The sequence below is a fragment of the Microbulbifer sp. S227A genome (assembly GCF_049800935.1).
The window spans coordinates 207,017-226,948 of sequence record NZ_JBNAFZ010000007.1 but is presented as its reverse complement, the minus strand read 5'-3'; the positions used below and the strand labels follow the sequence as shown (position 1 = coordinate 226,948).

Sequence of the window (19,932 nt, the reverse complement as noted above, 5' to 3'; positions counted from 1 at the left end):
GAGTTAGTGCCAACTTTTAAAAAGCCAAGAGAATCAAACAGTTAGGTCTACATCTGGACATTTCTCACAGAAATCGCCACGACCGGCTCACACCACTGCGCAAAAATAGTGCGCACCAAAATGGAACCTGCACCCAAAGTGGGCGCCGATCTGCGCTGACTTGCCGGTGCGTGACCTAAATAGGCGCAGCGTCAGATTACCTTGGTAGGAAATCCGGGCTGCGGTACTATTTGCAGCTACGAATATCGTGTTTTGTAGTGGAGAATTGCGCTTGGCCGCGGAAAAATTGCAACAGTTACTCAATGAACTGCAACAACAAGGGGCAGTCATCAGCAGCGATCTGAAGGATGCGCTGGCGGTGGCGCTGGGCAAACTCCCGCTGGTAAGCCAGCAGGAGTTCGATATCCAGGCCGCCAAACTGGCGCGGGCAGAGGAAAAGCTCGCGCAACTGGAAACGCAGATCAGCGCACTGGAACAACAACTGGAACAACAGCTGCCAGATCCGCAGTAACTGCCACGCCCAGTCACGCAGGAAAGCTTCGGGTTAATTTGGCTCGCAGCCGCTCGCAATGAGCAAAAACTTTCACGGAAGACAATTTTTCAGGAAGAAAAGTGAGCCTATCCATTACCTATGCCCGTGCCCAACTGGGGGTCGCGGCGCCACTGGTCACCGTAGAAACCCACCTCGCCAACGGTTTGCCCGCATTCAATATTGTCGGCTTGCCGGAAGCCGCCGTGCGCGAAAGCCGCGATCGCGTGCGCAGCGCCATTATCAACAGCCATTTCGAGTTTCCCCAGCGGCGTATCACCGTGAATCTGGCGCCCGCCGATCTACCCAAGGCCGGCGGGCGCTACGATCTGGCGATTGCCCTGGGCGTGCTGGCCGCCTCCGGCCAGATACCCGGAGAAACCCTGGAGCAGTTTGAATTTATCGGTGAGCTGGCCCTGTCCGGCGGCCTGCGCCCGGTGCCCGGGGGGCTGCCCGCGGCCATGGCCTGCGGCGACAGCGGCCGCACCCTGGTGATTTCGGCAGAGTCGGCGCCGGAAGCGGCGCTGATCAAGACCCCGGTCAAATCCGCTAACAGCCTGCTGCAGGTCTGTGCGCAACTGCACGGGCGCGAGCCCTTGCCCGATGCCGTCGGCGATGAATCCATAGAAGAAGCATTGTATGCGGACCTCGCCGACGTGCGCGGACAGTTGAAAGCGCGGCGCGCTCTCGAGGTGGCTGCCGCTGGATCGCACAACCTATTGTTTTACGGACCGCCAGGTACCGGCAAAACCATGCTCGCCAGCCGCCTGCCGGGAATACTGCCGCCACTGACCGAGCGCGAGCGCATCGAGGTCGCCGCGCTCTATTCCAGTGCAGGGCTCGCGCGGGAGAGCCAAAGGCCTTTCCGTGCACCACATCATTCCGCCTCGCCTACCGCACTGGTGGGCGGAGGCAGCAACCCGCGCCCGGGGGAAATCAGCCTCGCCCACCGCGGCGTACTGTTTCTCGACGAGATGCCGGAATTCCCCCGTGCGGCGCTCGAGATTCTGCGCGAGCCACTGGAGAACGGCGAGGTACGCATTTCCCGCGCCCGCGCCCAGGTCACCTTTCCCGCCCAATTCCAGCTGGTTGCGGCAATGAACCCCTGCCCCTGCGGCTATCTGGGAGAACCCCGCTGTCGCTGCACCCCGGATCAGATCGACCGCTACCGCAACAAACTCTCCGGCCCGCTACTGGACCGCATCGATATGCAGGTAGAAGTCGCCAGCATGAGCGCGGCCCAACTGCAGGATTCGCCCGCTGGAGAATCCTCGGCAGTGGTACGGAATCGGGTGCGCAGCGCACGTCAGTCACAATTGCAAAGGCAAGGGAAGATCAACGGCGAGCTGCAGGGCAGTGAACTGGATGAATACTGTCGTTTGGGAAAAGCCGAGAGCGCACTGTTGCGCGCCTCGGTAGAAAAGCTCGGGCTGTCTCCGCGCAGTTACCACCGGGTACTGCGAGTGGCACGCACCCTGGCGGACCTGAGTGAGCAGCAACATATCGGCACAGCGCACATCGCCGAGGCTCTGGCCTACCGCAACCTGGATCGCAAAACCGCTATCCCCGCCTGAGCATGCCGTCTATTTCACGCTAGAGTAGAAAGTGACTCGGAAAAACGCGCTACCAGAAAAAATCTGTCCGGTATGCGGGCGCCCTTTCAGCTGGCGGCGGAAATGGAAGCGCTGCTGGCACGAAGTGCGTTACTGCAGTGAACGCTGCCGGCGACAGCGTCGCAAAAGCGCGATGAAAAGTCGCGACGAAAACTAGCGACGAAAAGCAGTAGCGGAGGCTAAATGAAGCTGGTCTGGTTTCTCAATAATCTGCGCAGCCATGACAATCGGGCGCTGACTCGAGCCTGCGCGCCAGAACATGGTGATGAACCAATTATCGCCCTCTACTGTTTTGATCCGCAGTTTTTCAGCAGCGATCCGTTCGGATTCCCGCGCACCGGAAAATTTCGCGCGCAGTTTCTCCTGCAGAGTCTGGAAGATTTACAACAACAGCTAACCGACCTCAATATTCCGCTACTGATACGCTTGGGTGCACCTGCACAGATTATTCCAGAGCTTGTCGCCGAACACGGAGTAACCAAGCTGTTTTTGCAACGTGAGTGGACCCGCGATGAGCGCACTGCGCTGGCGTCACTGCAAGCGGCATCGGCCATGGACGCAGTGCACCTCCACGTCGATTACGACCAGTTTCTCATCCACCCCGACGACCTGCCGTTTGCGGAAGTCGCAGAGTTACCGGAAGTATTTACCCAGTTCCGCAAGGTGGTTGAACAACAGTTACCCATACGCTCGCCACTGCCCACCCCCATACCGCGACCCGTAAAAAATCTCACCGCGGCGGGTGGCAGCTCGCCGTTACCGGCTCTCGAAGGACTTGGTCTGGAACAGCCGGCAGCGGATCCACGCAGTGCTTTTCCCTTTGTCGGCGGTAGTTCCGCGGGCAGGCAGCGCATGGAAGACTATTTTTGGCGTAGCGAAAACATTACCCGCTACAAGCAAACCCGCAACGGATTAATCGGCACCGAGTACAGCAGTAAGCTCTCCGCCTGGCTGGCCAATGGCAGCCTGTCGGCACGGGAGGTGTATGCCGAACTGAAACGTTTCGAGCGGGAGGTACAGGCCAACGAAGATACCTACTGGCTGCAGTTTGAACTGCTGTGGCGCGACTACTTCAAGTACATATCACTAAAGCACGGCGATCGCCTGTTCGCCCTCAGCGGTATTCGCGCGCGGGAATACGCGTGGCAGCTGGACCCGGAAAAACTCGCGGCATGGATAGACGGGCGCACGCCCTACGATTTCGTCAACGCCAATATGCGCGAATTCGCCGCCACCGGCTGGATGAGCAACCGTGGGCGGCAGAATGTGGCGAGCTACTGGGCGAAGGAATTACAACAGGACTGGCGCGCCGGCGCCGCCTTATTTGAAAGCCAGCTCATCGACTATGACGTGCACAGCAACTACGGCAATTGGATGTATAACAGTGGCGTGGGGAATGATCCGCGCGACCGGCGATTTAATATCGAGCGGCAAGCGGAAAATTACGATCCGGATAAACAGTATCGCACGTTGTGGTTAGGTAATTAGCTGAAATTAAACACGCACAACGATCACGCAGATCGCGATAGCCGGTACAACACATGGTCCTGCATCGGGTGCCCGGAGGGTAATCCCGGATGCAAAAAGTTATCTTCCCGCACCATGCCCAGCTTTTCCATCACCGCACGCGAACGCAGGTTACTAACTACGGCAAACGAGACAATTTCCTCAAGCCCTAACCGGGTAAACCCGTACTCCAGACTCGCACGCGCGGCTTCGGTAGCGTAACCCTTGCCCCAGGCAGCGGGTGCCAGGCGCCAGCCAATCTCCACCGCCGGGGCAAACGGCATATCTTCGGTAACATTTTTGATGCCAACGAAACCAATAAATTGCTTGTCTGCCAGAGTCTCTATTGCCCAGAAACCCCAACCGTGTTTTTCGACATGCGCAATCTGGCGGTCGACGCCGGCATCGCTCTCTTCACGGCTCAGCAGCTTGGGGAAATATTCCATCACCACCGGGTCAGCGTTCATTGCGGCAAACGGTGCCCGGTCGCTATCGCGCCATTGACGAAGTTGCAGACGCTCTGTTTTAGGTTGTGCAATTTCCACAGCCATTGTTATTTCCCACTGCGACGACACTGCACCAGCCAGCGGTCCAGCTGATCGGCAAACGCCTTGCGCTCCTGCTGCCCGAGCGGCGGCGGCCCGCCGGTATGCACGCCGCTGGAGCGCAAGGTCTCCATAAAATCGCGCATATTCAGGCGCGCGCGAATATTGGCCTTGGAATATTTCTCGCCGCGCGGGTTCAACGCGGTGGCCCCCTTGTCGATCACTTCCGACGCCAGCGGGATATCCGCAGTAATAATCAGGTCGCCCGCCTCACAGCGCTGCACGATTTCGTTATCGGCTACGTCAAAGCCCGCGGTCACCTGCACCGCGCGAATATATTGGGAGGGCGGCACACGCACATACTGGTTGGCCACCAGGGTCAGTTCGGTCTTGGTGCGCTCGGCAGCACGAAACAGAATTTCTTTGATAACGGTGGGACAGGCATCGGCGTCCACCCAGATCTTCGGCATTAATTGGACTCTCTCGATTGTGAGGGCGGTTGTTCATCCAAGGGGGCACCCTCGTCGCACTTTTTGCACTGGAGCTTGAACCCCAGCATCTTGGCCCGGCCCTCCGCGGTAGTGACCCACGGCCGATTCTGCCACGGTGGGTCGTGACGTACATGCTGGTTGTGGCCACAGGCGAGCTGCGCCACCCAGTGGCCCTCGTCATCGCGATGATAGCCGGTGATCGGCTGCTGCATTGCGCTTCCCCCTCTAGTAAGCCCCACCTTGGTTGGGCCGTCCTTTATAGACAAAATCCCGGCCTGGGTAAAAGCACCGTCCTGCTGGTCACAATAAAACCTGCCCACAGGCACAGCCAAGCGGCCCTTGCGCTGGTAAAATCGCCCAACTCTGTCGCCCAACCCAGCTGTATCTCGATCCTGTTTCGCTTATGACCAAGCTCAATCCACGCCAGGCGGAAGCCGTCAAATACATCGACGGGCCCTGTCTGGTACTGGCCGGTGCCGGCTCCGGCAAGACCAGTGTAATTACGCGAAAAATCGCCTATCTGATCGAAGAATGCGGCTATCAGGCGCGAAACATCGCTGCACTGACGTTTACCAACAAGGCCGCGCGGGAGATGAAGGAGCGGGTCGGCAAGCTGGTCACCGGCCCAGATGGCAAGAAATCCAAGGCCTCCCACGGCCTGACCGTGTCCACCTTCCACAACCTGGGCCTGAACATCCTGCGCAAGGAATACCGCGCCGCCGGCTTCAAGCCGGGCTTCTCCATCTTTGACGCCGAAGACGCCCGCGCCCTGATCAAGGAGCTGATGCTGCGCGACGGCGACCTGGATACCGACCTGCTGGACCGGGTACAGAACCAGATTTCCAACTGGAAGAACGACATGCTCACCCCGCGCAAGGCGCTGGAAATGGCCCAGAGCCCCGGTGAGCAGGCCATGGCGGTTGCCTACGGGCGCTACTGCGACGCCCTCAAGGCCTACAACTCCGTGGACTTTGACGACCTGATCATGATCCCGGTGGAGCTTTTCGATACTGACCCCGAGCTGCTGCAGCGCTGGCGCCGCAAGATCCGCTACCTGCTGGTGGACGAATACCAGGACACCAACAGCTCCCAGTACCTGCTGGTGAAAATGCTGGTGGGCAGCGGCGGTGGCCTCACCGTGGTAGGTGACGACGACCAGTCTATCTACGCGTGGCGCGGAGCGCGCCCGGAAAACATGAGCCAGCTGAAGCAGGACTACCCCAACCTGCGCCTGATCAAGCTGGAGCAGAACTACCGCTCCACCAGCCGCATCCTCAAGGTGGCCAACCACCTGATCGCGCACAACCCGCACGAATTCGACAAGGCACTGTGGTCCGACCGCGGCCTCGGTGACGAGATCCGCGTACTCAAGGTGGCCAACGAAAACGAGGAAGCCGAGCGCGTAGCCAACGAGATCTTCCTGCAAAAGGCCCGCCGCGGCTGCAAGTTTATGGACTTCGCGGTGCTCTACCGCGGCAACCACCAGGCGCGCCTGATCGAAATGAAGCTGCAGGAAAACCAGATTCCCTACCAGCTCTCCGGTGGCACCAGCTTTTTTGCCCGCGCCGAGATCAAGGACGTGATGTCCTACCTGCGCCTGCTGGTCAACCCGGACGACGACAACGCCTTCCTGCGCATCATCAACACCCCGCGCCGCCAGATCGGCACCAGTAGCTTGGAAGCCCTGGGCAACTATGCCAAAGGGCGCGAGATCTCCATGCTGAGCGCGTGTACCGAAATCGGCTTCAAGGAGCACATCTCCGAGGCGGGCTACGAGCGCCTGAACCGCTTCGCCCTCTGGTTGGAGGGTGTATCCCGCAACTGTGCCAACAGCAGTGCGGAATCGGCATTACGCGAGATGCTCGACGATATCGATTACGCCGGCTGGCTGTCACAAAATGCCAGTAGCGAGAAGGTGGCCGAGAAGCGCATGGAAAACGTGTACTGGCTGCTCGACTCGCTGATGAAAACCATGGAAGGTACCGACGACGAGCTGGAACAGGACGTGCGCCTGGAGCAGGCCATTTCCAAGCTGATCCTGCGCGACATGCTCGACCGCCAGGAAGAGGAAGAGGCCACCGACAAGGTCAGCCTGATGACCCTGCACGCCTCCAAAGGTCTGGAATACCCACACGTATTTATGATCGGCATGGAAGAAAACCTGTTGCCGCACCGCAACAGCATCGAAGACGACAATATCGAGGAAGAGCGCCGCCTCACCTACGTGGGCATCACCCGCGCGCAGAAGACCCTGACCATGACCCTGGCCGGCAAGCGCAAAATGTTCGGGGAAAATCAGGATACGACACCGAGCCGCTTCCTCGAGGAACTGCCCGATGAAGATTGTATCTTCGAGGGCTTTGGCAAGGCGTCGCCGGAGCAGAATCAGGCCAAGGGTAACGAGACGCTCGGATCGTTGCTGAGTATGTTTGACTAGGTGGAAACGGGTGGCGCTATAAATAGATAGCACCGCCGTCACCTTGGCGCAGAACTTACAGCCCCAGTGCCGCCAGGTCCCAGCTCCAGCCCAGCTTGAAGGTATTATCCGCTGCCCGATCCAATGGCAACTCGCCATCGGTATAAGCAATAAACATATTGTTTTTCAGATTGAGGACCGCTTTGGCATGACCGAATCGGTCCAGCTCCGCCTGCTCAATAACCTCAGGCGCATCCACCTCGGAAAAGTAGCGGTAACTCAACTCCAGGTCTTCGGCATAATCCCCAAGCAACTGGTCCACCCGCACCTTGTAAAGAGCCTGAAGATCCCAGCGGTTAAATGGCTCCAATGCATCACCGAGTATTTGTTGGCGCTCGCCGTCCGCTATCGGAGTGACCTCCCCAAAAGCTACGCTTAGATACAAGTCGCTACTCGTTTTATAGGTACCCGGCACACGGAAACCATAATGGGACAGGTAGCGCAGCCCCAGCACCGTTTGCTTGTCCTCTAAAGATTGGTCCGCCTCATATTTGTAAACGCCACCGAATTGGTGCTGCCAGGGATCGCAAGTAATACTCTGGCAGTCACTAATAGACTGAAGGTCGGCAAGCTTCACGTAATTCAGGAAAAGATCGAACTCCATAAAGTTCTCCGGATTGTTTTCCGGATCACCCGTGATGGTACCTTTCAGGGTATAGCCCCACTCCAGCTTGTCGGTATCGATTTCCTCCCATTCATCACCACCATCGGCGGCGGGATTGGAGAAATCACGCGACGACTTGCGCTTGAATTCATAGGCAAGCCCCAATACTGCAGACCCAGAATCACCAGTGACTACTATGGGAGAAACCAGCCTTTTTTCTTCCTGCCCATCTGCGTGGGCCGGAAAAGCCAGAATTAATGCGGCGAGCGAGCCCAGGGCCCAACGTATTTTGCTAATGGGCATCAGAATTCATCCTCAAACTTGCAGAAGCGATCCACCGTAGACGCCAGGTCGGTCAAGGTTTTTTCATCACTGGCAAATAATTCGATTAACTCACCCAAGAATTGCTCACTGGTCATTTCCCGCTGCTCTTTCTTCGGGCTGTAGTCGTCCCGCAGCGCGCGAAAAAACATCAGCGCGGTAGGCTTTGCTTCATAGCCATCAAAATTGCTGGTGCTGGTAATGCGAAAGCGCAGGTTCTTCAGTTTGAGGTCACCAGCCTGCGCAAGCGGATAGTCTTCCGAATCAAACTGGTCCATCTTGTTCTGGCCGGACAAGATCTTGTAGGTAGCCAAACAGGCCAGGTTATTTCTCCACTCGTAAGACACTCGGATCTCCTTTGATATTGTTTTCCACCGCAATACTTATTCAGAAAAAATTTCTGTAAAAATTCTCACAAAGAGGAAAAACACGCTAAAGGAAAATGAGACGTGTGTCACGAAGCGATCGCACCAGTGGCGCGACAAACATCTTTTATGCCGGCACCGACTGCGGCACTACCAACATCGGCGACGATATATCCGCCTCAACGAAGCGTTCGCGCAAGCACAGCCTCTTCATCTTCTATATTTGGGCAGTTGATCCAATCGGAGCACCCTGCCCATGCGCCTCCCGTCCAACCTGCCCGCTTCACTTTGTGTCCTTCTGCTTGCTGTTCTGGCCAGCCCGATAACGCTGGCGCAGGGGGCGAAGTTCGAGCCGGCGCCGAAAGACCGTATTTATTCACCCTACCCCGCAGAGAACTTTCCGCGCCGGGTCTATTTTGGTGACACCCACCTGCACACCAGCTACTCCACCGATGCCGGCATGGCCGGGCAGGAAAAAGTTGGCCCGGATGAGGCCTATCGGTTTGCCAAGGGTGCGGTGGTTGAATCGCAAACCGGACAGAAGGCACGACTGCGTGCGCCACTGGATTTCCTGGTTGTGGCGGATCACGCCGAGCTTCTCGGGCTGGCCCCGTTTATCCGCAAGTCGGATCCGTCTGTACTGAATGATCCGTTGGGTAAGAAGTGGCACGACATGGTCAAGGCGGGCAAAGGCTATGATGCCTTTATCGAGTGGCTGAATTTCGGCTCCGAGAAGCCGTTCGATAGCCCGGAGATGACCAAGTCTGCCTGGGGCGAGATCGTGGATGCCGCAGAGAAACACAATCAACCGGGCGCCTTCACCGCGCTTATCGGATTCGAGTGGACCTCGCACCCTGACGGCAACAACCTGCACCGGGTAGTGATCTTCCGCGACGACGGTGACAAGGCAAAGCAGGTGGTGCCGTTTTCCGCCTACGATTCGGAAGCACCGGAAGAGCTGTGGAAGTACATGGACCGCTACGAGCAGACCACCGGCGGCCGCATGCTGGCCATCCCCCACAACGGTAACCTCAGTAACGGCCGCTTCTTTGAGAAAAAGAAATTTGATGGCTCCAAGTGGGATCGAAACTATGTGGAAGTTCGGGCCAAGCGCGAACCGCTGGTAGAAATCACCCAGGCCAAGGGCACCGGGGAGGCCCATCCGTATCTCTCGCCCAAAGATGAATTCGCCGATTTTGGTTTGCTGGATAAAACCAACCTGCAGGGCTCCGCACCCAAAACCAACGACATGCTGGCAAACGAGTACGCACGGGAGGCATTAAAAGATGGCCTGGCCCTGCAGGAAACCTACGGCACCAACCCGTTTAAATTCGGTTTGATCGGCAGCACAGATAATCACACCGGCCTTGCCACCGCCGCGGAGAACAACTGGTTCGGCAAGGCGCACTTTGTGGAGCCAAGCCCGGAGCGCTACAAGGATGTACTGATCAAATCCCTGGTGGATCCGAACCTGAATATTTCTGCGGTGGACCTGCAGGCATCCGGGCTGGTTGCGGTCTGGGCCAACGAGAACACCCGCCCCGCCCTGTTTGATGCCATGGAGCGCAAAGAGGCCTACGGCACCAGCGGTACCCGCCTGCAGGTGCGGGTGTTTGGCGGCTGGGATTTTTCCGAAGACGACCTGGCCAGTTCGGAGTTCGCAAAAATCGGTTACGACAAGGGCGTCCCCATGGGTGGTGACTTGACTCGCGCGCCCAACGGCAAAGCACCGACCTTCCTGGTGCGCGCTATGCGCGAAGTCGAAGGCGGCAACCTGGATCGCATTCAGGTGGTAAAGGGTTGGCTCGACAAAGATGGCAAAACCCACGAGCGCATTTACGACGTCGCCGTCTCGGGTGATCGCAAGATTGACAGCAGCGGCCGCTGCAGAACGGCGGTAGGCAATACCGTGAATGAAGCCGACGCGAGCTTCACCAATACCATTGGCGCGCCCTTTTTACAGGCCTACTGGAAAGACCCGGAATTCGATCCGGAAGAGAAAGCGTTTTATTACATCCGCGTGCTGGAAATTCCCACGCCCACCTGGCTGGCTCACGACGCAAAGTACTACGGCCTGAAAATGCCCAAGGGCACGCGCCTGTCTTCACAGGAACGCGCCTACACCTCGCCCATCTGGTACAACCCGAGTTAACGCCCGAAAAACTTAACCTCAGGGGCATTCCATGATCAAAAAAATAATCAAAGAGCCGCTGCTGCATTTCGCTGTTATCGGCGGGCTGGTGTTCGCGCTCTATGCGATGGCACCGGGAGATGCGAATGTTGGGGAAAAGCAGATCGCTGTCTCCGCGCAGGACATTGAGCGGCATGTGGCACTGTTCGAGCGCAAATGGCAGCGGCTTCCCACCGCCAACGAACTCTCCGCGCTGTTAGAGAATGATATTCGCGAGGAGATCTTCTACCGGGAGGCGCTGGCACTCGGGCTGGATCGCGATGATGCACTGGTGCGACGCCGGCTCGCGCAAAAAATGGAATTCATTTCGGCCGATATCGCGCAAATGCGCCAGCCCAGTGACGAAGAGCTGCAGGGGTATCTGGACAGCAACCCCACCGCGTTTACCGCGCAGGCACGTTACAGTTTCGATCAGGTTTATCTGGATCCGGCCCACCGCTACAGCAATGCGGATGTATTGGAGCTCCTCGCGCAATTGCGCGGGGCAGCATCCGTGGATCACCGCCAGTTCAGTGACCCAATCATGCTCCCGGCTGAGGTCGCGGATACCGACACCCAGACAATCGGCCGCACCTTCGGCGAAGGCTTTGCCACTGCGCTGGCGAATATCCCCAGCGGCCAGTGGCACGGCCCCATCCAGTCCAGTTACGGCATGCATCTGGTGCGAATTGCCAGCCACCAGCCAGGCCGCAATGCCAAGCTGGCCGAGGTACGTGATGCGGTGGAAGGGGCCTGGCGACAGGCAGAACGCAAGCAGGCACAAGCGGCCCTCTACCAATCACTGCGCGCGCAGTATCAGGTGTTGATACCGGAGGCGGCGCAGCACTTGCTGGCGCCGGTTGAGGTTGAGGTTAAGGTTGAGGTCGCAGCCGAATGAGACGGATATTGCGTCTACTGGGATTGGGAATCCTGTTACCACTCGTGCTTGTGGCCAGCCCGCTCAGCCATGCCCACGAAATAAAGCCCGCGTATCTGGAGCTCAAAGAAGCCAGCAACGATGTATGGGAGGTGTTGTGGAAAATGCCCATCAAGGGTGGCATCCCCGCGCCGATGGAACCTACCTTACCGGGAAACTGCCGCGAACAGGGCGACCGGGTTAGCCTTGAAGTCACTGGAGCGCGCGTGCATCGCTGGCGGCTAACCTGCGAGGGCGGTATCGACGGGCAGCCCGTTGCCATCGCCGGCCTGCAACACTCGATGACCGATGCCCTGGTGCGGATTGCCGGCGTCGACCGGCCCGTCCAGACCGTCAGGCTGACGCCCCGACAACACAGCACCATCGTGGATGCCGCCCCCGGTACCGGGGCGATTGTGTGGAGCTATTTCACTCTGGGCGTCGAACACATACTGCTCGGCATCGACCACCTGCTGTTCGTGTTCGCGCTGTTGCTGATCGTGATTGGCTGGCGCCGCCTGCTGGCCACCATCACCGCATTTACCGTGGCCCACAGCATCACCCTCAGTGCGGCGTCGCTGGGGGTAATCCAGATACCACAGGCACCGGTGGAGGCGGTGATCGCCCTCAGCATCCTGTTGCTGGCCGCAGAAATCGTACGCGCTCAATTCGGGCGACCCGGTCAGACGCACCGCAGCCCCTGGCTTGTGGCATTTGGCTTTGGCCTGCTGCACGGCTTTGGCTTTGCCGGCGCGCTGACGGAAATCGGCTTGCCGGCGACGGATATCCCGCTCGCGCTGTTATCGTTCAATGCCGGGGTGGAGGTCGGCCAGCTACTGTTTGTGGCCGGGGTGGTATGCCTTGGTTACCTGGCACTCGGGGTCGCGCAGCGCTATCGACAACTGGCACGGCTGGCCGCCGCCTACAGTATTGGCAGCATCGCCATGTTCTGGACCATCGAGCGCATTAGCGCCTTCTACGTATAGCCGGGGCAACAAAAAAGGCCGCTCAGTGAGCGGCCTTTTTGCGGGATAAGTAAGCGGTCGCTTACTTGCTGCCTTCTACCATGTAGTCAACGGCAGCCTTGATCTCGTCGTCGGAGCAGGTCATGCACAGACCTTTCGCCGGCATCGCACCGATACCGCTGATGGCATTGGTATAGAGCGTATCCATGCCCTTGCCAATGCGCGGCGCCCAGGCCGCGACATCTTCATACTTGGGTGCACCAGCGGCGCCAGTCATGTGGCACGCTGCGCAGTGCGCACCGTACACATCGCTACCGCTGCGAGTACCGCCGGCAGATGCGCTGGCTGCAGGCGCTGCCGCCGCACACTCATCGCCCTGCATGCAGGTCTTGCCCGCTGGCGCCAGGCGCTCGGCAATTTCTTCGTCAACAGACTGGCTCTGGGCAACCGCTACTGCTGCGCCCACCGCTACGGCCAGAGCCGCTACAAAATTGAATACAACCTTCATCCATTCCCCCTAAAGGCCAGATACAGCCTGCAGATTCCGGCGCGATCGCCACAAACCTCTACTAAATTGCCGCGCATTATAAGCATTGCGCCGCCCGCTGCGAAGGGCCGTAAGCCATAAGTGGGCAAATCTCCCGGATTTCCTTTGCCCTGCCATAGCCCTTCTGTATAATCCGCGTCCGCGCCAGATGTCGGTAAACCCTTGATTTGGCGCCGTTTTGACCTCCAAGGTCACCCCAATCCGCCCGTAGCTCAGCTGGATAGAGCGTCGCCCTCCGGAGGCGAAGGTCAGAGGTTCGAATCCTCTCGGGCGGGCCATATATAAAAAAGGCCACCCATTGGGTGGCCTTTTTTATATATCGTCCCAAGCCCGAGGGCTTTGCTCAGTTCCCAGGTTCGACTCGGAGGCGGCAAAGCCACCGCAGCGCAAACGCCTCAGCCGACAGGTTCCGACTGCTCCGCCAGCAACTGCTGAATTGTGCGGGAAACCAACCACAGGCGGTCCTGCCCCCACACCGCCAGCCGCTCGCGGCCGTTCTGGTCGAGCAAGCGGAAACTCGGCACGCCCCACAGCCCCGCCTGGTATAGCACCTCGCGATTACTCTCCAGCACGTTTTCCCAGACGCGCTCGCCTTGAGGCGTGCGTGCGTCTGCGTTGAGGATGTCCTGTGCCTGCTGCCAATCGAGGCCCGCCTGCTCCACCACGTAACGCAGCCCCCGATCTTTATTGGTATTGATGCCTTCGGCAAACGCCGCCCGCAGGAAGCAGGACATCAGCTCGACTTCCCGCCCCTGTTCACACGCCCACGGGTACAGCGCATAAGCACGGCGCACCGGGTCGCCAATCGGATCGTAGAAATTACCGAAGGCTACTCCCGCCGCGTGCGCTTCCCGCGCGGCGTCGGTAAAAATGTACATGCCTTTTTCGCGCGTTGCCGGTACGCCGCGCATCACCATCGGCAGCACCGGCCGCAGTACCAGCTTGATACCGGCCGCACGGGCAAACGCCACCACGCGGTCAAAACAAACCGCGGTGTAGGGGCTGCGCAGGGAGGGGAAGAATTCCAGGGTCAGGCTGCTCGCAGCTTTACCCTGAATCGGCTCGACGGGCGGGCGCGGTGCCAGCGCGGGGTTGGCAGGGAGCTGGTCCGCACCCAGCCCCGCCAAACGACGCTCCAGATGGTAGAGGCGGTCGACACCCCAATACAATTCATCGCCATAAAAGAACATGGCCCCGGCGTAGTGCTTGAGCTGACGGCGCCGCGCATTACCGGCGGCGATGCGTTCCGCTACCAGGTCATCACTGGCACTGCCCCATCGCGCGACGAGTGCCTGCATACGCGCCCGGTCACCGGACCACAGTGCCTGCCCGACTTCCGCGGCGCACGCCAAAAAACCGCTGGTACTCTGGGCACACAGGATGGCAGAGGCCTGCTCAACCAGCTCCGGCGCCGGGGCCGCGTCACCCCCTGGAAACCGCAGGCCGTAGTGCGGCGCGATCAGGGCGGCATCCACCCGCGACAGGCGCGCGAGCAATTCGGGCTCGGGTACATTGTCACCACTCGGCGCGCTGACCAGATGAATTACCAGCTCAATACCATAGCGCCCGGCCAGAGCCCCCAGCATTTGCGCGGCCAGATGGCTGTATCCATCATCCACCTGGTGGAAATACTCCACCACATGTGCGGCGCCGTCGCGCTGGCGGGCGGCTTCCGCTTTGTCGCGGCGCCCCTGCAGGCGCTGTGGCGCACAAACCCGCGTCATCACCTTCGACGTCAGCCAGCGCAGCAATCTGCCCGGGTCCATGGTGGCCGCACCGCCCTGCTCTTTGAATGCTTGTGCCATCCCAATCTTTCTCCCGCCTCTTGTATTGTCCTATCTTATGACATTATATTTAAGGTTGCTATCTAGGCTTACGGACAAGAATTACTTACAAGAATTAGTATCGTAGCGTTACATCTAAGCGCACCCGCGCGCGATGTACCACAGTAACGCGAGTAGCCCGTTTGGCGCCAAGCAGCGAGCACAGCAGCAGCGAGGAAAAAATAATGAATAGACCCTGGCAAGAAACCCTGTACCCACCGGGTGTCCCCACAGAAATTGACCCGGATGCACACGCCTCCATCAATGACGTTTTTCAGGAATCGGTTAAAAAATTCGCGAGCAAGCCGTCCTTCATCAGCATGGGCTACGAATTAACCTACGCCCAGCTGGGAGAAAAAGCCGAGGCATTTGCGGCTTTCCTGCAACAGGACCTGGGGCTGGTTAAAGGCGACCGCCTGGCCATCATGGTACCCAACCTGCTGCAGTACCCCATCGCTCTGTTTGGCGCACAGTTGGCGGGCATTACCGTGGTCAACGTCAACCCGCTTTACACCGAGCGTGAACTGCGCCATCAGCTGCAGGATTCCGGTAGCAAGGCGATCGTCATTTTCGAAATCTTCGCGCACACCCTCGAGGCAGTTATCGACGATACGCCAGTGGTGAATGTAATTACCACCGGGGTGGGCGACTGCCTCGGCCTCAAGGGCAAATTGCTTAATTTTGTGGTGCGCAAAGTCAAAAAGGCGGTGCCGGCGTTCCAACTACCCGGCGCTATCGGCTTTAACGAGGCACTGGCCCGCGGTGCGCGCCTGAGCCTTTCGCCGGTGACCGTTTGCGGAGATGACATCGCGTTCCTGCAGTACACCGGGGGCACCACCGGTGTGGCCAAGGGCGCGGTACTGAGCCAGCGCAATATCATCGCCAACATGCTGCAGACCCGCGCCATGATCGAGCCGATTGTGGAAGAGGGCAACGAAATAATGGTCACGGCGCTGCCGCTCTACCATATCTACGCACTCACCTGTAACTGCCTCGCCTTTATGTTCAGTGGTGGCAGCAACCTGCTGATCGCCAACCCCCGCGACATGGACGGGTTTGTAAAAACCCTGTCCAAATACCGCTTCACTTTCTTCACCGGTGTTAACACCCTGTTCAACGGCCTGATGAATACCCCCGGCTTCGACAAGCTGGACTTCAGCGCCCTCAAGGTAACTATGGCCGGCGGCATGGCCACCCAGCGCGCAGTGGCCGAGAAGTGGCAAGAAAAAACCGGCTGTGCCGTGCTCGAGGGATTTGGCCTTACCGAGTGCTCCCCCTGCGTAGCGGTAAGCCCCTACACCCAGGATTACTTCAGCGGCGCAATCGGTGTGCCATTGCCTTCCACCGACGTGCGTTTGGTCGATGAAAACGGCGAGGATGTGGCCGCGGGCGAACCCGGTGAGCTGTTGGTGAAAGGGCCGCAGGTCATGCAGGGCTATTACCAGCGGCCGGAGGCCACGGCAGAAGTCATCCGCGACGGCTGGCTGGCCACCGGTGACATTGCCACCCTGGGCGAGGATGGCCTGCTGCGCATTGTCGACCGCAAGAAAGACATGATTCTAGTGTCCGGCTTTAACGTATTCCCGAATGAAATCGAGGAAGTGGTGGCGATGCACGAGTCCATCGCCACCGCCGGCGCCATTGGCGTGCCCTGCGAACAGACCGGAGAAAAAGTCCGTGTGTATGTGGAGGTTCACGAGGGCGAACTGGATACCGAGGCACTGATTGCCCACTGCCGCCAGCACCTCACCGCCTACAAGGTGCCGCGGGAGTTCGAGGTGATGGACGAGCTGCCCAAAACCCCAGTCGGCAAGGTGCTGCGCAAAGACCTGCGCAAACTGCTTGCCGAAGCCTGATTTTCCGATCGAACAAAGTATTAGAGAGTTATCGTTATGCCCGAATATAAAGCCCCGCTGCGCGACATGCAGTTTGTACTCCAGGAAGTGTTCGACTGCGAGACCCACTACCGCAAACTCGGTTTCGAAGATGTCGATGCAGACACCATCAACGCCATCCATGAGGAAGCAGCCAAGTTTGTCGAAGACGTTGTCGCGCCCCTGAACCGCATCGGCGATGAGCAGGGCTGCCAGTGGAACGACGGTGAAGTGACCACGCCCGACGGGTTCAGGGAAGCCTACGAGCAGTATATGGAAGCGGGCTGGCCAACCCTGGCGCAGAACGAGGCGTTCGGCGGACAGGGCCTGCCACACTCGCTGCAGCTACCGATCAGTGAAATGATATCCGCAGCCAACCACAGCTGGAGTATGTACCCGGGGCTCAGCCATGGCGCCATGGCAACGCTGGAGGCGCACGGCACCGACGCACAGAAAGCCCGCTTCCTGCCTGCACTGGTCGAAGGGCGCTGGACCGGCACCATGTGCCTGACCGAACCCCACTGCGGCACCGACCTGGGCCTGTTGCGCACCAAGGCCGAAGCCAATGATGACGGCAGCTACCGCCTCAACGGCAGCAAGATTTTCATCAGTGCCGGTGACCACGACCTGGCCGAAAACATCGTGCACATCGTGCTGGCGCGCATCCCCGGCTCCCCGGCGGGCACCAAAGGTATCTCGCTGTTTATCGTGCCCAAGGTCAACGTCAATGAAGACTCCTCCCTGGGTGAACGCAACGGTGTGCACTGTGCCTCCATCGAACACAAGATGGGCATCAAGGGCAGCGCCACCTGCGTACTCAACTTTGACGATGCCCGCGGCTACCTGATTGGCGAGGTCAACCGCGGCCTCAATTGCATGTTCACCTTCATGAACTCTGCGCGCCTGGGTGTAGCACTCGAGGGCGTGGCCGCTTCAGAAGCCGCCTTCCAGGGCTCGCTGGCCTACGCCCGCGAGCGCCTGCAGATGCGCGCGCTGTCCGGTGCCAAAAACCCGGACGGCGCCGCCGACCCGATCATCGTGCACCCGGATGTGCGCCGCATGCTGCTGACCCAGAAGGCATTTGCCGAGGGCGGGCGTGCCATGAGCGCCGACCTGTCAATGCTGATCGACACCACCCACAAAGGCACCGACGCCGACGAACGCGCGCGCGCCGATGCCAAGCTGGCCCTGCTCACCCCCATCGCCAAGGCCTTCCTCACCGAGACCGGCATGGAGTCCACCAGCCACGGTGTACAGGTGTACGGCGGCCACGGATTTATTTCCGAGTGGGGCATGGAACAGCTGATGCGCGACACCAAGATTTCCTGCCTGTACGAAGGCACCACCGGCATTCAGGCACTCGACCTGCTGGGCCGCAAGGTGCTGGGCAGCCAGGGCGAATTGCTGAAAGGCTTTATGCAGGAAATGGGCAGCTTCCTCGGCGAGTGCAGCACTGACGAACAACTGGCTGCACACGCAGCAGTGATCGGCCAGTACCTGGAAGAACTGCAATCGCTGACCGCAACAATCGGCAAGCGTGCCATGAGCAACCCGGAAGAGATTGGCGCGGCCTCGGTGGACTACCTGATGTTCGCCGGCTACGTGGTGCTCGGTTACTACTGGCTGCGCATGATGGCCACCGCGCAGCAGAAACTCGCCGAAGGCAGTGGCGATGCCAATTTCTACACCGCCAAACTACAAACCGGTGCGTTTTATTTTGACCGGGTTCTGCCCCGTGCCAAGAGTCACAGTGCCTGTGTCCAGAATGGTGGAGAAAGCATGATGGCGATGGCGGCGGAGCACTTCGCTTTTTAAATCCTCGTGCATGGCGGCCCCCGAGACCGCCTGGCGCCGATGCTTGGCCCCACTTTGTGGGGCCTTTTTTTGGCGCATAAAAAAGGCCGCTGGATGCGGCCTGATTATTTTTGGGAGATTCGTTCAACCCGTGCCGATCAGCGCAGCGGCCCCCAAACTTCAAGGTGCGCCTTGCGTTCCACACGGCGGTCGGTACGCAGGGCCAGCATTGCTTCCAGCCCGGTCTCCGCAAACAACGCGGCAATTTTTTCCTGCTCGCTGGGCGCTGCCCCGTCGTAGCAGTCCTGGATACGCTGCAGAAGGTAGAAACGGTACGGCATCACCCAGGTGCTCAACGATATGCCGCGCCACTGGAACACTGCCTTGCCGATAATGCGCGCGGTGGGATCTTCGAGGCCGTTGCTACCGTCTTCCAAGTCCGGGCGTTCGCGCAGCCACTGATTGGCAAATGCCACATGCGCTGCCAGCTCGGGCAGATATTCCTCGGCCACAAAGCGCATCAGCGCCTTCAGGGTTTCGGGAATGGCTTCGTCGGCGAATAGCTGAGCGTTCTCTCCCACATATTCTTCCGCGTACTCCACAGCCACCTGTTCCGGCGCATGCATACGCTCCACCCAGCGCGCCACCTGCGGCGCCGTCTCGCGCATCAGCGCGGCCGGTTTGGGGTCGCGCGCCATATGCCCATAGAGTGGGCCGGTGAGGCCGTAATCACCTAGGGTTGGGCGGCCACCGAGCAAATAGGGCACCGTGCTCAGGTGCTCGGAGAACAGCGCCAGGAATTCCGCATACGACTGCTCGATCAGTGCGCGCGCTTCCACCGGTGCGCCGAAGCCGACCGCGGCCTTGCGCATGCGCCCGCTGGCCCAGTCGAACAACTGTGTGCGCCCCTTCTCATCCGTGCCCGGTGGTACCAGGCCCGCACAGAATTCGTTTTTCAAAAACGCCAGGTTTTCTTCGTCGAAATGCCAGCGGTAGTGCATCGCCGGGCGCAACAGGCCCTCGCCACCGAACAACTCAAACAGGTGCGCCACCGTCTGTTGCAGCGGTGTATCGGGGTAAGCCGACTGGCGGTACAAACCCTGCTGCTCGAAGTAATCGATAATATCGGTACCGTCCTGGATCACCTCTCCCGCGGCACTCTCCACCACCGGCATGATGATGCGGCCGAGCTGCGGCACGATCGCCTGCTGGTATTGCGGGTGGTTCACGCCGCACTCGGTAAAGCCAATCCCCTGCTTGCGCATATAGCAGCGCACCTTGGCGGTATACAGCGAGGCGGGAATCCCATACATCGTGTAGGGCGCGTTAAGAGAGGTAGTCATCGGCAACTCCGGTCTGGCAATAATACGTGTGGCCGGAAGCGGACCCCACG

General features: G+C 59.3%; 18 protein-coding genes and 1 tRNA gene. 11 read left to right on the top strand and 8 right to left on the bottom strand.

The features are described 5' to 3' along the window. The first annotated feature begins 271 nt into the window (after window positions 1-271). The 4 genes from ACP15R_RS17515 to ACP15R_RS17500 all read left to right on the top strand — a co-directional run bounded on the left by ACP15R_RS17515 (window position 272) and on the right by ACP15R_RS17500 (window position 3,630). Window positions 272-511, top strand: coding sequence for an accessory factor UbiK family protein (locus ACP15R_RS17515; RefSeq protein WP_224867792.1), 240 nt, complete (start codon window positions 272-274; stop codon window positions 509-511). Between the two features lie 101 nt (window positions 512-612). Further along, the gene (locus ACP15R_RS17510) at window positions 613-2,103 is read left to right on the top strand and encodes a YifB family Mg chelatase-like AAA ATPase (protein WP_224867794.1); all 1,491 of its coding nucleotides are present in this window, start codon (window positions 613-615) and stop codon (window positions 2,101-2,103) included. 31 nt (window positions 2,104-2,134) lie between these two features. Continuing rightward, window positions 2,135-2,299 (top strand): DUF2256 domain-containing protein, encoded by a 165-nt coding sequence (locus tag ACP15R_RS17505; RefSeq protein ID WP_224867796.1) that lies wholly within the window; start codon window positions 2,135-2,137, stop codon window positions 2,297-2,299. A gap of 26 nt (window positions 2,300-2,325) precedes the next feature. Further along, complete coding sequence (locus ACP15R_RS17500; protein ID WP_424987591.1) at window positions 2,326-3,630, top strand: DASH family cryptochrome; 1,305 nt, start codon at window positions 2,326-2,328, stop codon at window positions 3,628-3,630. Window positions 3,631-3,653: 23 nt separating this feature from the next. On the opposite strand, the gene ACP15R_RS17495 is transcribed toward ACP15R_RS17500, so the two are convergent. Genes ACP15R_RS17495 through ACP15R_RS17485 form a run of 3 tightly spaced genes read right to left on the bottom strand, consistent with a single transcriptional unit; the run spans window position 3,654 to window position 4,896 of the window. Continuing rightward, window positions 3,654-4,199: a GNAT family N-acetyltransferase gene (locus tag ACP15R_RS17495; RefSeq protein WP_224867800.1), complete on the bottom strand. Its 546-nt coding sequence runs from the start codon at window positions 4,197-4,199 to the stop codon at window positions 3,654-3,656. A gap of 2 nt (window positions 4,200-4,201) precedes the next feature. Further along, on the bottom strand, window positions 4,202-4,663 hold the full coding sequence (locus ACP15R_RS17490; protein WP_224867802.1) for a YaiI/YqxD family protein: 462 nt from the start codon (window positions 4,661-4,663) through the stop codon (window positions 4,202-4,204). After that, entirely contained in the window at window positions 4,663-4,896 is a 234-nt protein-coding gene (locus tag ACP15R_RS17485; RefSeq protein WP_224867804.1) for a DUF3565 domain-containing protein, read from the bottom strand. The genes ACP15R_RS17490 and ACP15R_RS17485 overlap by 1 nt, the downstream gene beginning before the upstream one ends. A 191-nt stretch (window positions 4,897-5,087) precedes the next feature. On the opposite strand from ACP15R_RS17485, the gene rep reads away from it, so the two are divergent. Continuing rightward, window positions 5,088-7,121, top strand: a complete 2,034-nt coding sequence (gene rep / locus ACP15R_RS17480) for a DNA helicase Rep (RefSeq protein WP_424987590.1) — start codon at window positions 5,088-5,090, stop codon at window positions 7,119-7,121. Window positions 7,122-7,176: 55 nt separating this feature from the next. Here the strand turns inward: rep and ACP15R_RS17475 are convergent, their stop codons facing one another. Together ACP15R_RS17475 and ACP15R_RS17470 are read right to left on the bottom strand one after the other, a co-directional pair. Then, window positions 7,177-8,067 carry a hypothetical protein gene (locus ACP15R_RS17475; RefSeq protein WP_424987589.1) on the bottom strand — a complete coding sequence of 297 codons (891 nt, stop codon included), beginning with the start codon at window positions 8,065-8,067 and terminating at the stop codon, window positions 7,177-7,179. After that, on the bottom strand, window positions 8,067-8,432 hold the full coding sequence (locus tag ACP15R_RS17470; RefSeq protein WP_077399516.1) for a hypothetical protein: 366 nt from the start codon (window positions 8,430-8,432) through the stop codon (window positions 8,067-8,069). Before ACP15R_RS17470 ends, ACP15R_RS17475 begins: the two co-directional genes overlap by 1 nt. A gap of 274 nt (window positions 8,433-8,706) precedes the next feature. Here ACP15R_RS17470 and ACP15R_RS17465 point away from each other — a divergent pair, with 274 nt between their 5' ends. Genes ACP15R_RS17465 through ACP15R_RS17455 form a run of 3 tightly spaced genes read left to right on the top strand, consistent with a single transcriptional unit; the run spans window position 8,707 to window position 12,522 of the window. Beyond that, entirely contained in the window at window positions 8,707-10,602 is a 1,896-nt protein-coding gene (locus ACP15R_RS17465; RefSeq protein ID WP_424987588.1) for a DUF3604 domain-containing protein, read from the top strand. Window positions 10,603-10,633: 31 nt separating this feature from the next. After that, window positions 10,634-11,518, top strand: a complete 885-nt coding sequence (locus ACP15R_RS17460) for a peptidyl-prolyl cis-trans isomerase (protein WP_224867811.1) — start codon at window positions 10,634-10,636, stop codon at window positions 11,516-11,518. 8 nt (window positions 11,519-11,526) lie between these two features. Next, entirely contained in the window at window positions 11,527-12,522 is a 996-nt protein-coding gene (locus ACP15R_RS17455) for a HupE/UreJ family protein (protein ID WP_424987587.1), read from the top strand. Window positions 12,523-12,583: 61 nt separating this feature from the next. Here ACP15R_RS17455 and ACP15R_RS17450 read toward each other — a convergent pair whose 3' ends face one another. After that, on the bottom strand, window positions 12,584-13,009 hold the full coding sequence (locus tag ACP15R_RS17450) for a c-type cytochrome (protein ID WP_224867813.1): 426 nt from the start codon (window positions 13,007-13,009) through the stop codon (window positions 12,584-12,586). 240 nt (window positions 13,010-13,249) lie between these two features. Here ACP15R_RS17450 and ACP15R_RS17445 point away from each other — a divergent pair. After that, window positions 13,250-13,326, top strand: a tRNA-Arg gene (locus ACP15R_RS17445). A 117-nt stretch (window positions 13,327-13,443) separates the two neighbouring features. Here the strand turns inward: ACP15R_RS17445 and ACP15R_RS17440 are convergent. Then, window positions 13,444-14,853 carry a DsbA family protein gene (locus ACP15R_RS17440; RefSeq protein WP_424987586.1) on the bottom strand — a complete coding sequence of 470 codons (1,410 nt, stop codon included), beginning with the start codon at window positions 14,851-14,853 and terminating at the stop codon, window positions 13,444-13,446. A gap of 203 nt (window positions 14,854-15,056) precedes the next feature. Here ACP15R_RS17440 and ACP15R_RS17435 point away from each other — a divergent pair, with 203 nt between their 5' ends. Then, a complete protein-coding gene (locus ACP15R_RS17435) occupies window positions 15,057-16,727 on the top strand; it encodes an AMP-binding protein (protein WP_224867815.1) in 1,671 nt (556 codons plus the stop codon). Between the two features lie 36 nt (window positions 16,728-16,763). Continuing rightward, a complete protein-coding gene (locus ACP15R_RS17430; protein ID WP_224867816.1) occupies window positions 16,764-18,560 on the top strand; it encodes an acyl-CoA dehydrogenase C-terminal domain-containing protein in 1,797 nt (598 codons plus the stop codon). 137 nt (window positions 18,561-18,697) lie between these two features. Here ACP15R_RS17430 and ACP15R_RS17425 read toward each other — a convergent pair whose 3' ends face one another. Then, the gene (locus ACP15R_RS17425; RefSeq protein ID WP_224867817.1) at window positions 18,698-19,882 is read right to left on the bottom strand and encodes a glutathione S-transferase N-terminal domain-containing protein; all 1,185 of its coding nucleotides are present in this window, start codon (window positions 19,880-19,882) and stop codon (window positions 18,698-18,700) included. Window positions 19,883-19,932 lie beyond the last annotated feature (50 nt).

What these genes read in the sequence shown, in the direction of transcription:
- ACP15R_RS17490 (WP_224867802.1), bottom strand. Translation starts at nt 4,663, where the DNA reads ATGCCGAAGATCTGGGTGGACGCCGATGCCTGTCCCACCGTTATCAAA.
- ACP15R_RS17475 (WP_424987589.1), bottom strand. Translation starts at nt 8,067, where the DNA reads ATGCCCATTAGCAAAATACGTTGGGCCCTGGGCTCGCTCGCCGCATTA.
- ACP15R_RS17465 (WP_424987588.1), top strand. Translation starts at nt 8,707, where the DNA reads ATGCGCCTCCCGTCCAACCTGCCCGCTTCACTTTGTGTCCTTCTGCTT.
- ACP15R_RS17430 (WP_224867816.1), top strand. Translation starts at nt 16,764, where the DNA reads ATGCCCGAATATAAAGCCCCGCTGCGCGACATGCAGTTTGTACTCCAG.
- ACP15R_RS17485 (WP_224867804.1), bottom strand. Translation starts at nt 4,896, where the DNA reads ATGCAGCAGCCGATCACCGGCTATCATCGCGATGACGAGGGCCACTGG.
- ACP15R_RS17495 (WP_224867800.1), bottom strand. Translation starts at nt 4,199, where the DNA reads ATGGCTGTGGAAATTGCACAACCTAAAACAGAGCGTCTGCAACTTCGT.
- ACP15R_RS17500 (WP_424987591.1), top strand. Translation starts at nt 2,326, where the DNA reads ATGAAGCTGGTCTGGTTTCTCAATAATCTGCGCAGCCATGACAATCGG.
- ACP15R_RS17440 (WP_424987586.1), bottom strand. Translation starts at nt 14,853, where the DNA reads ATGGCACAAGCATTCAAAGAGCAGGGCGGTGCGGCCACCATGGACCCG.
- ACP15R_RS17425 (WP_224867817.1), bottom strand. Translation starts at nt 19,882, where the DNA reads ATGACTACCTCTCTTAACGCGCCCTACACGATGTATGGGATTCCCGCC.
- rep (WP_424987590.1), top strand. Translation starts at nt 5,088, where the DNA reads ATGACCAAGCTCAATCCACGCCAGGCGGAAGCCGTCAAATACATCGAC.
- ACP15R_RS17435 (WP_224867815.1), top strand. Translation starts at nt 15,057, where the DNA reads ATGAATAGACCCTGGCAAGAAACCCTGTACCCACCGGGTGTCCCCACA.
- ACP15R_RS17450 (WP_224867813.1), bottom strand. Translation starts at nt 13,009, where the DNA reads ATGAAGGTTGTATTCAATTTTGTAGCGGCTCTGGCCGTAGCGGTGGGC.
- ACP15R_RS17460 (WP_224867811.1), top strand. Translation starts at nt 10,634, where the DNA reads ATGATCAAAAAAATAATCAAAGAGCCGCTGCTGCATTTCGCTGTTATC.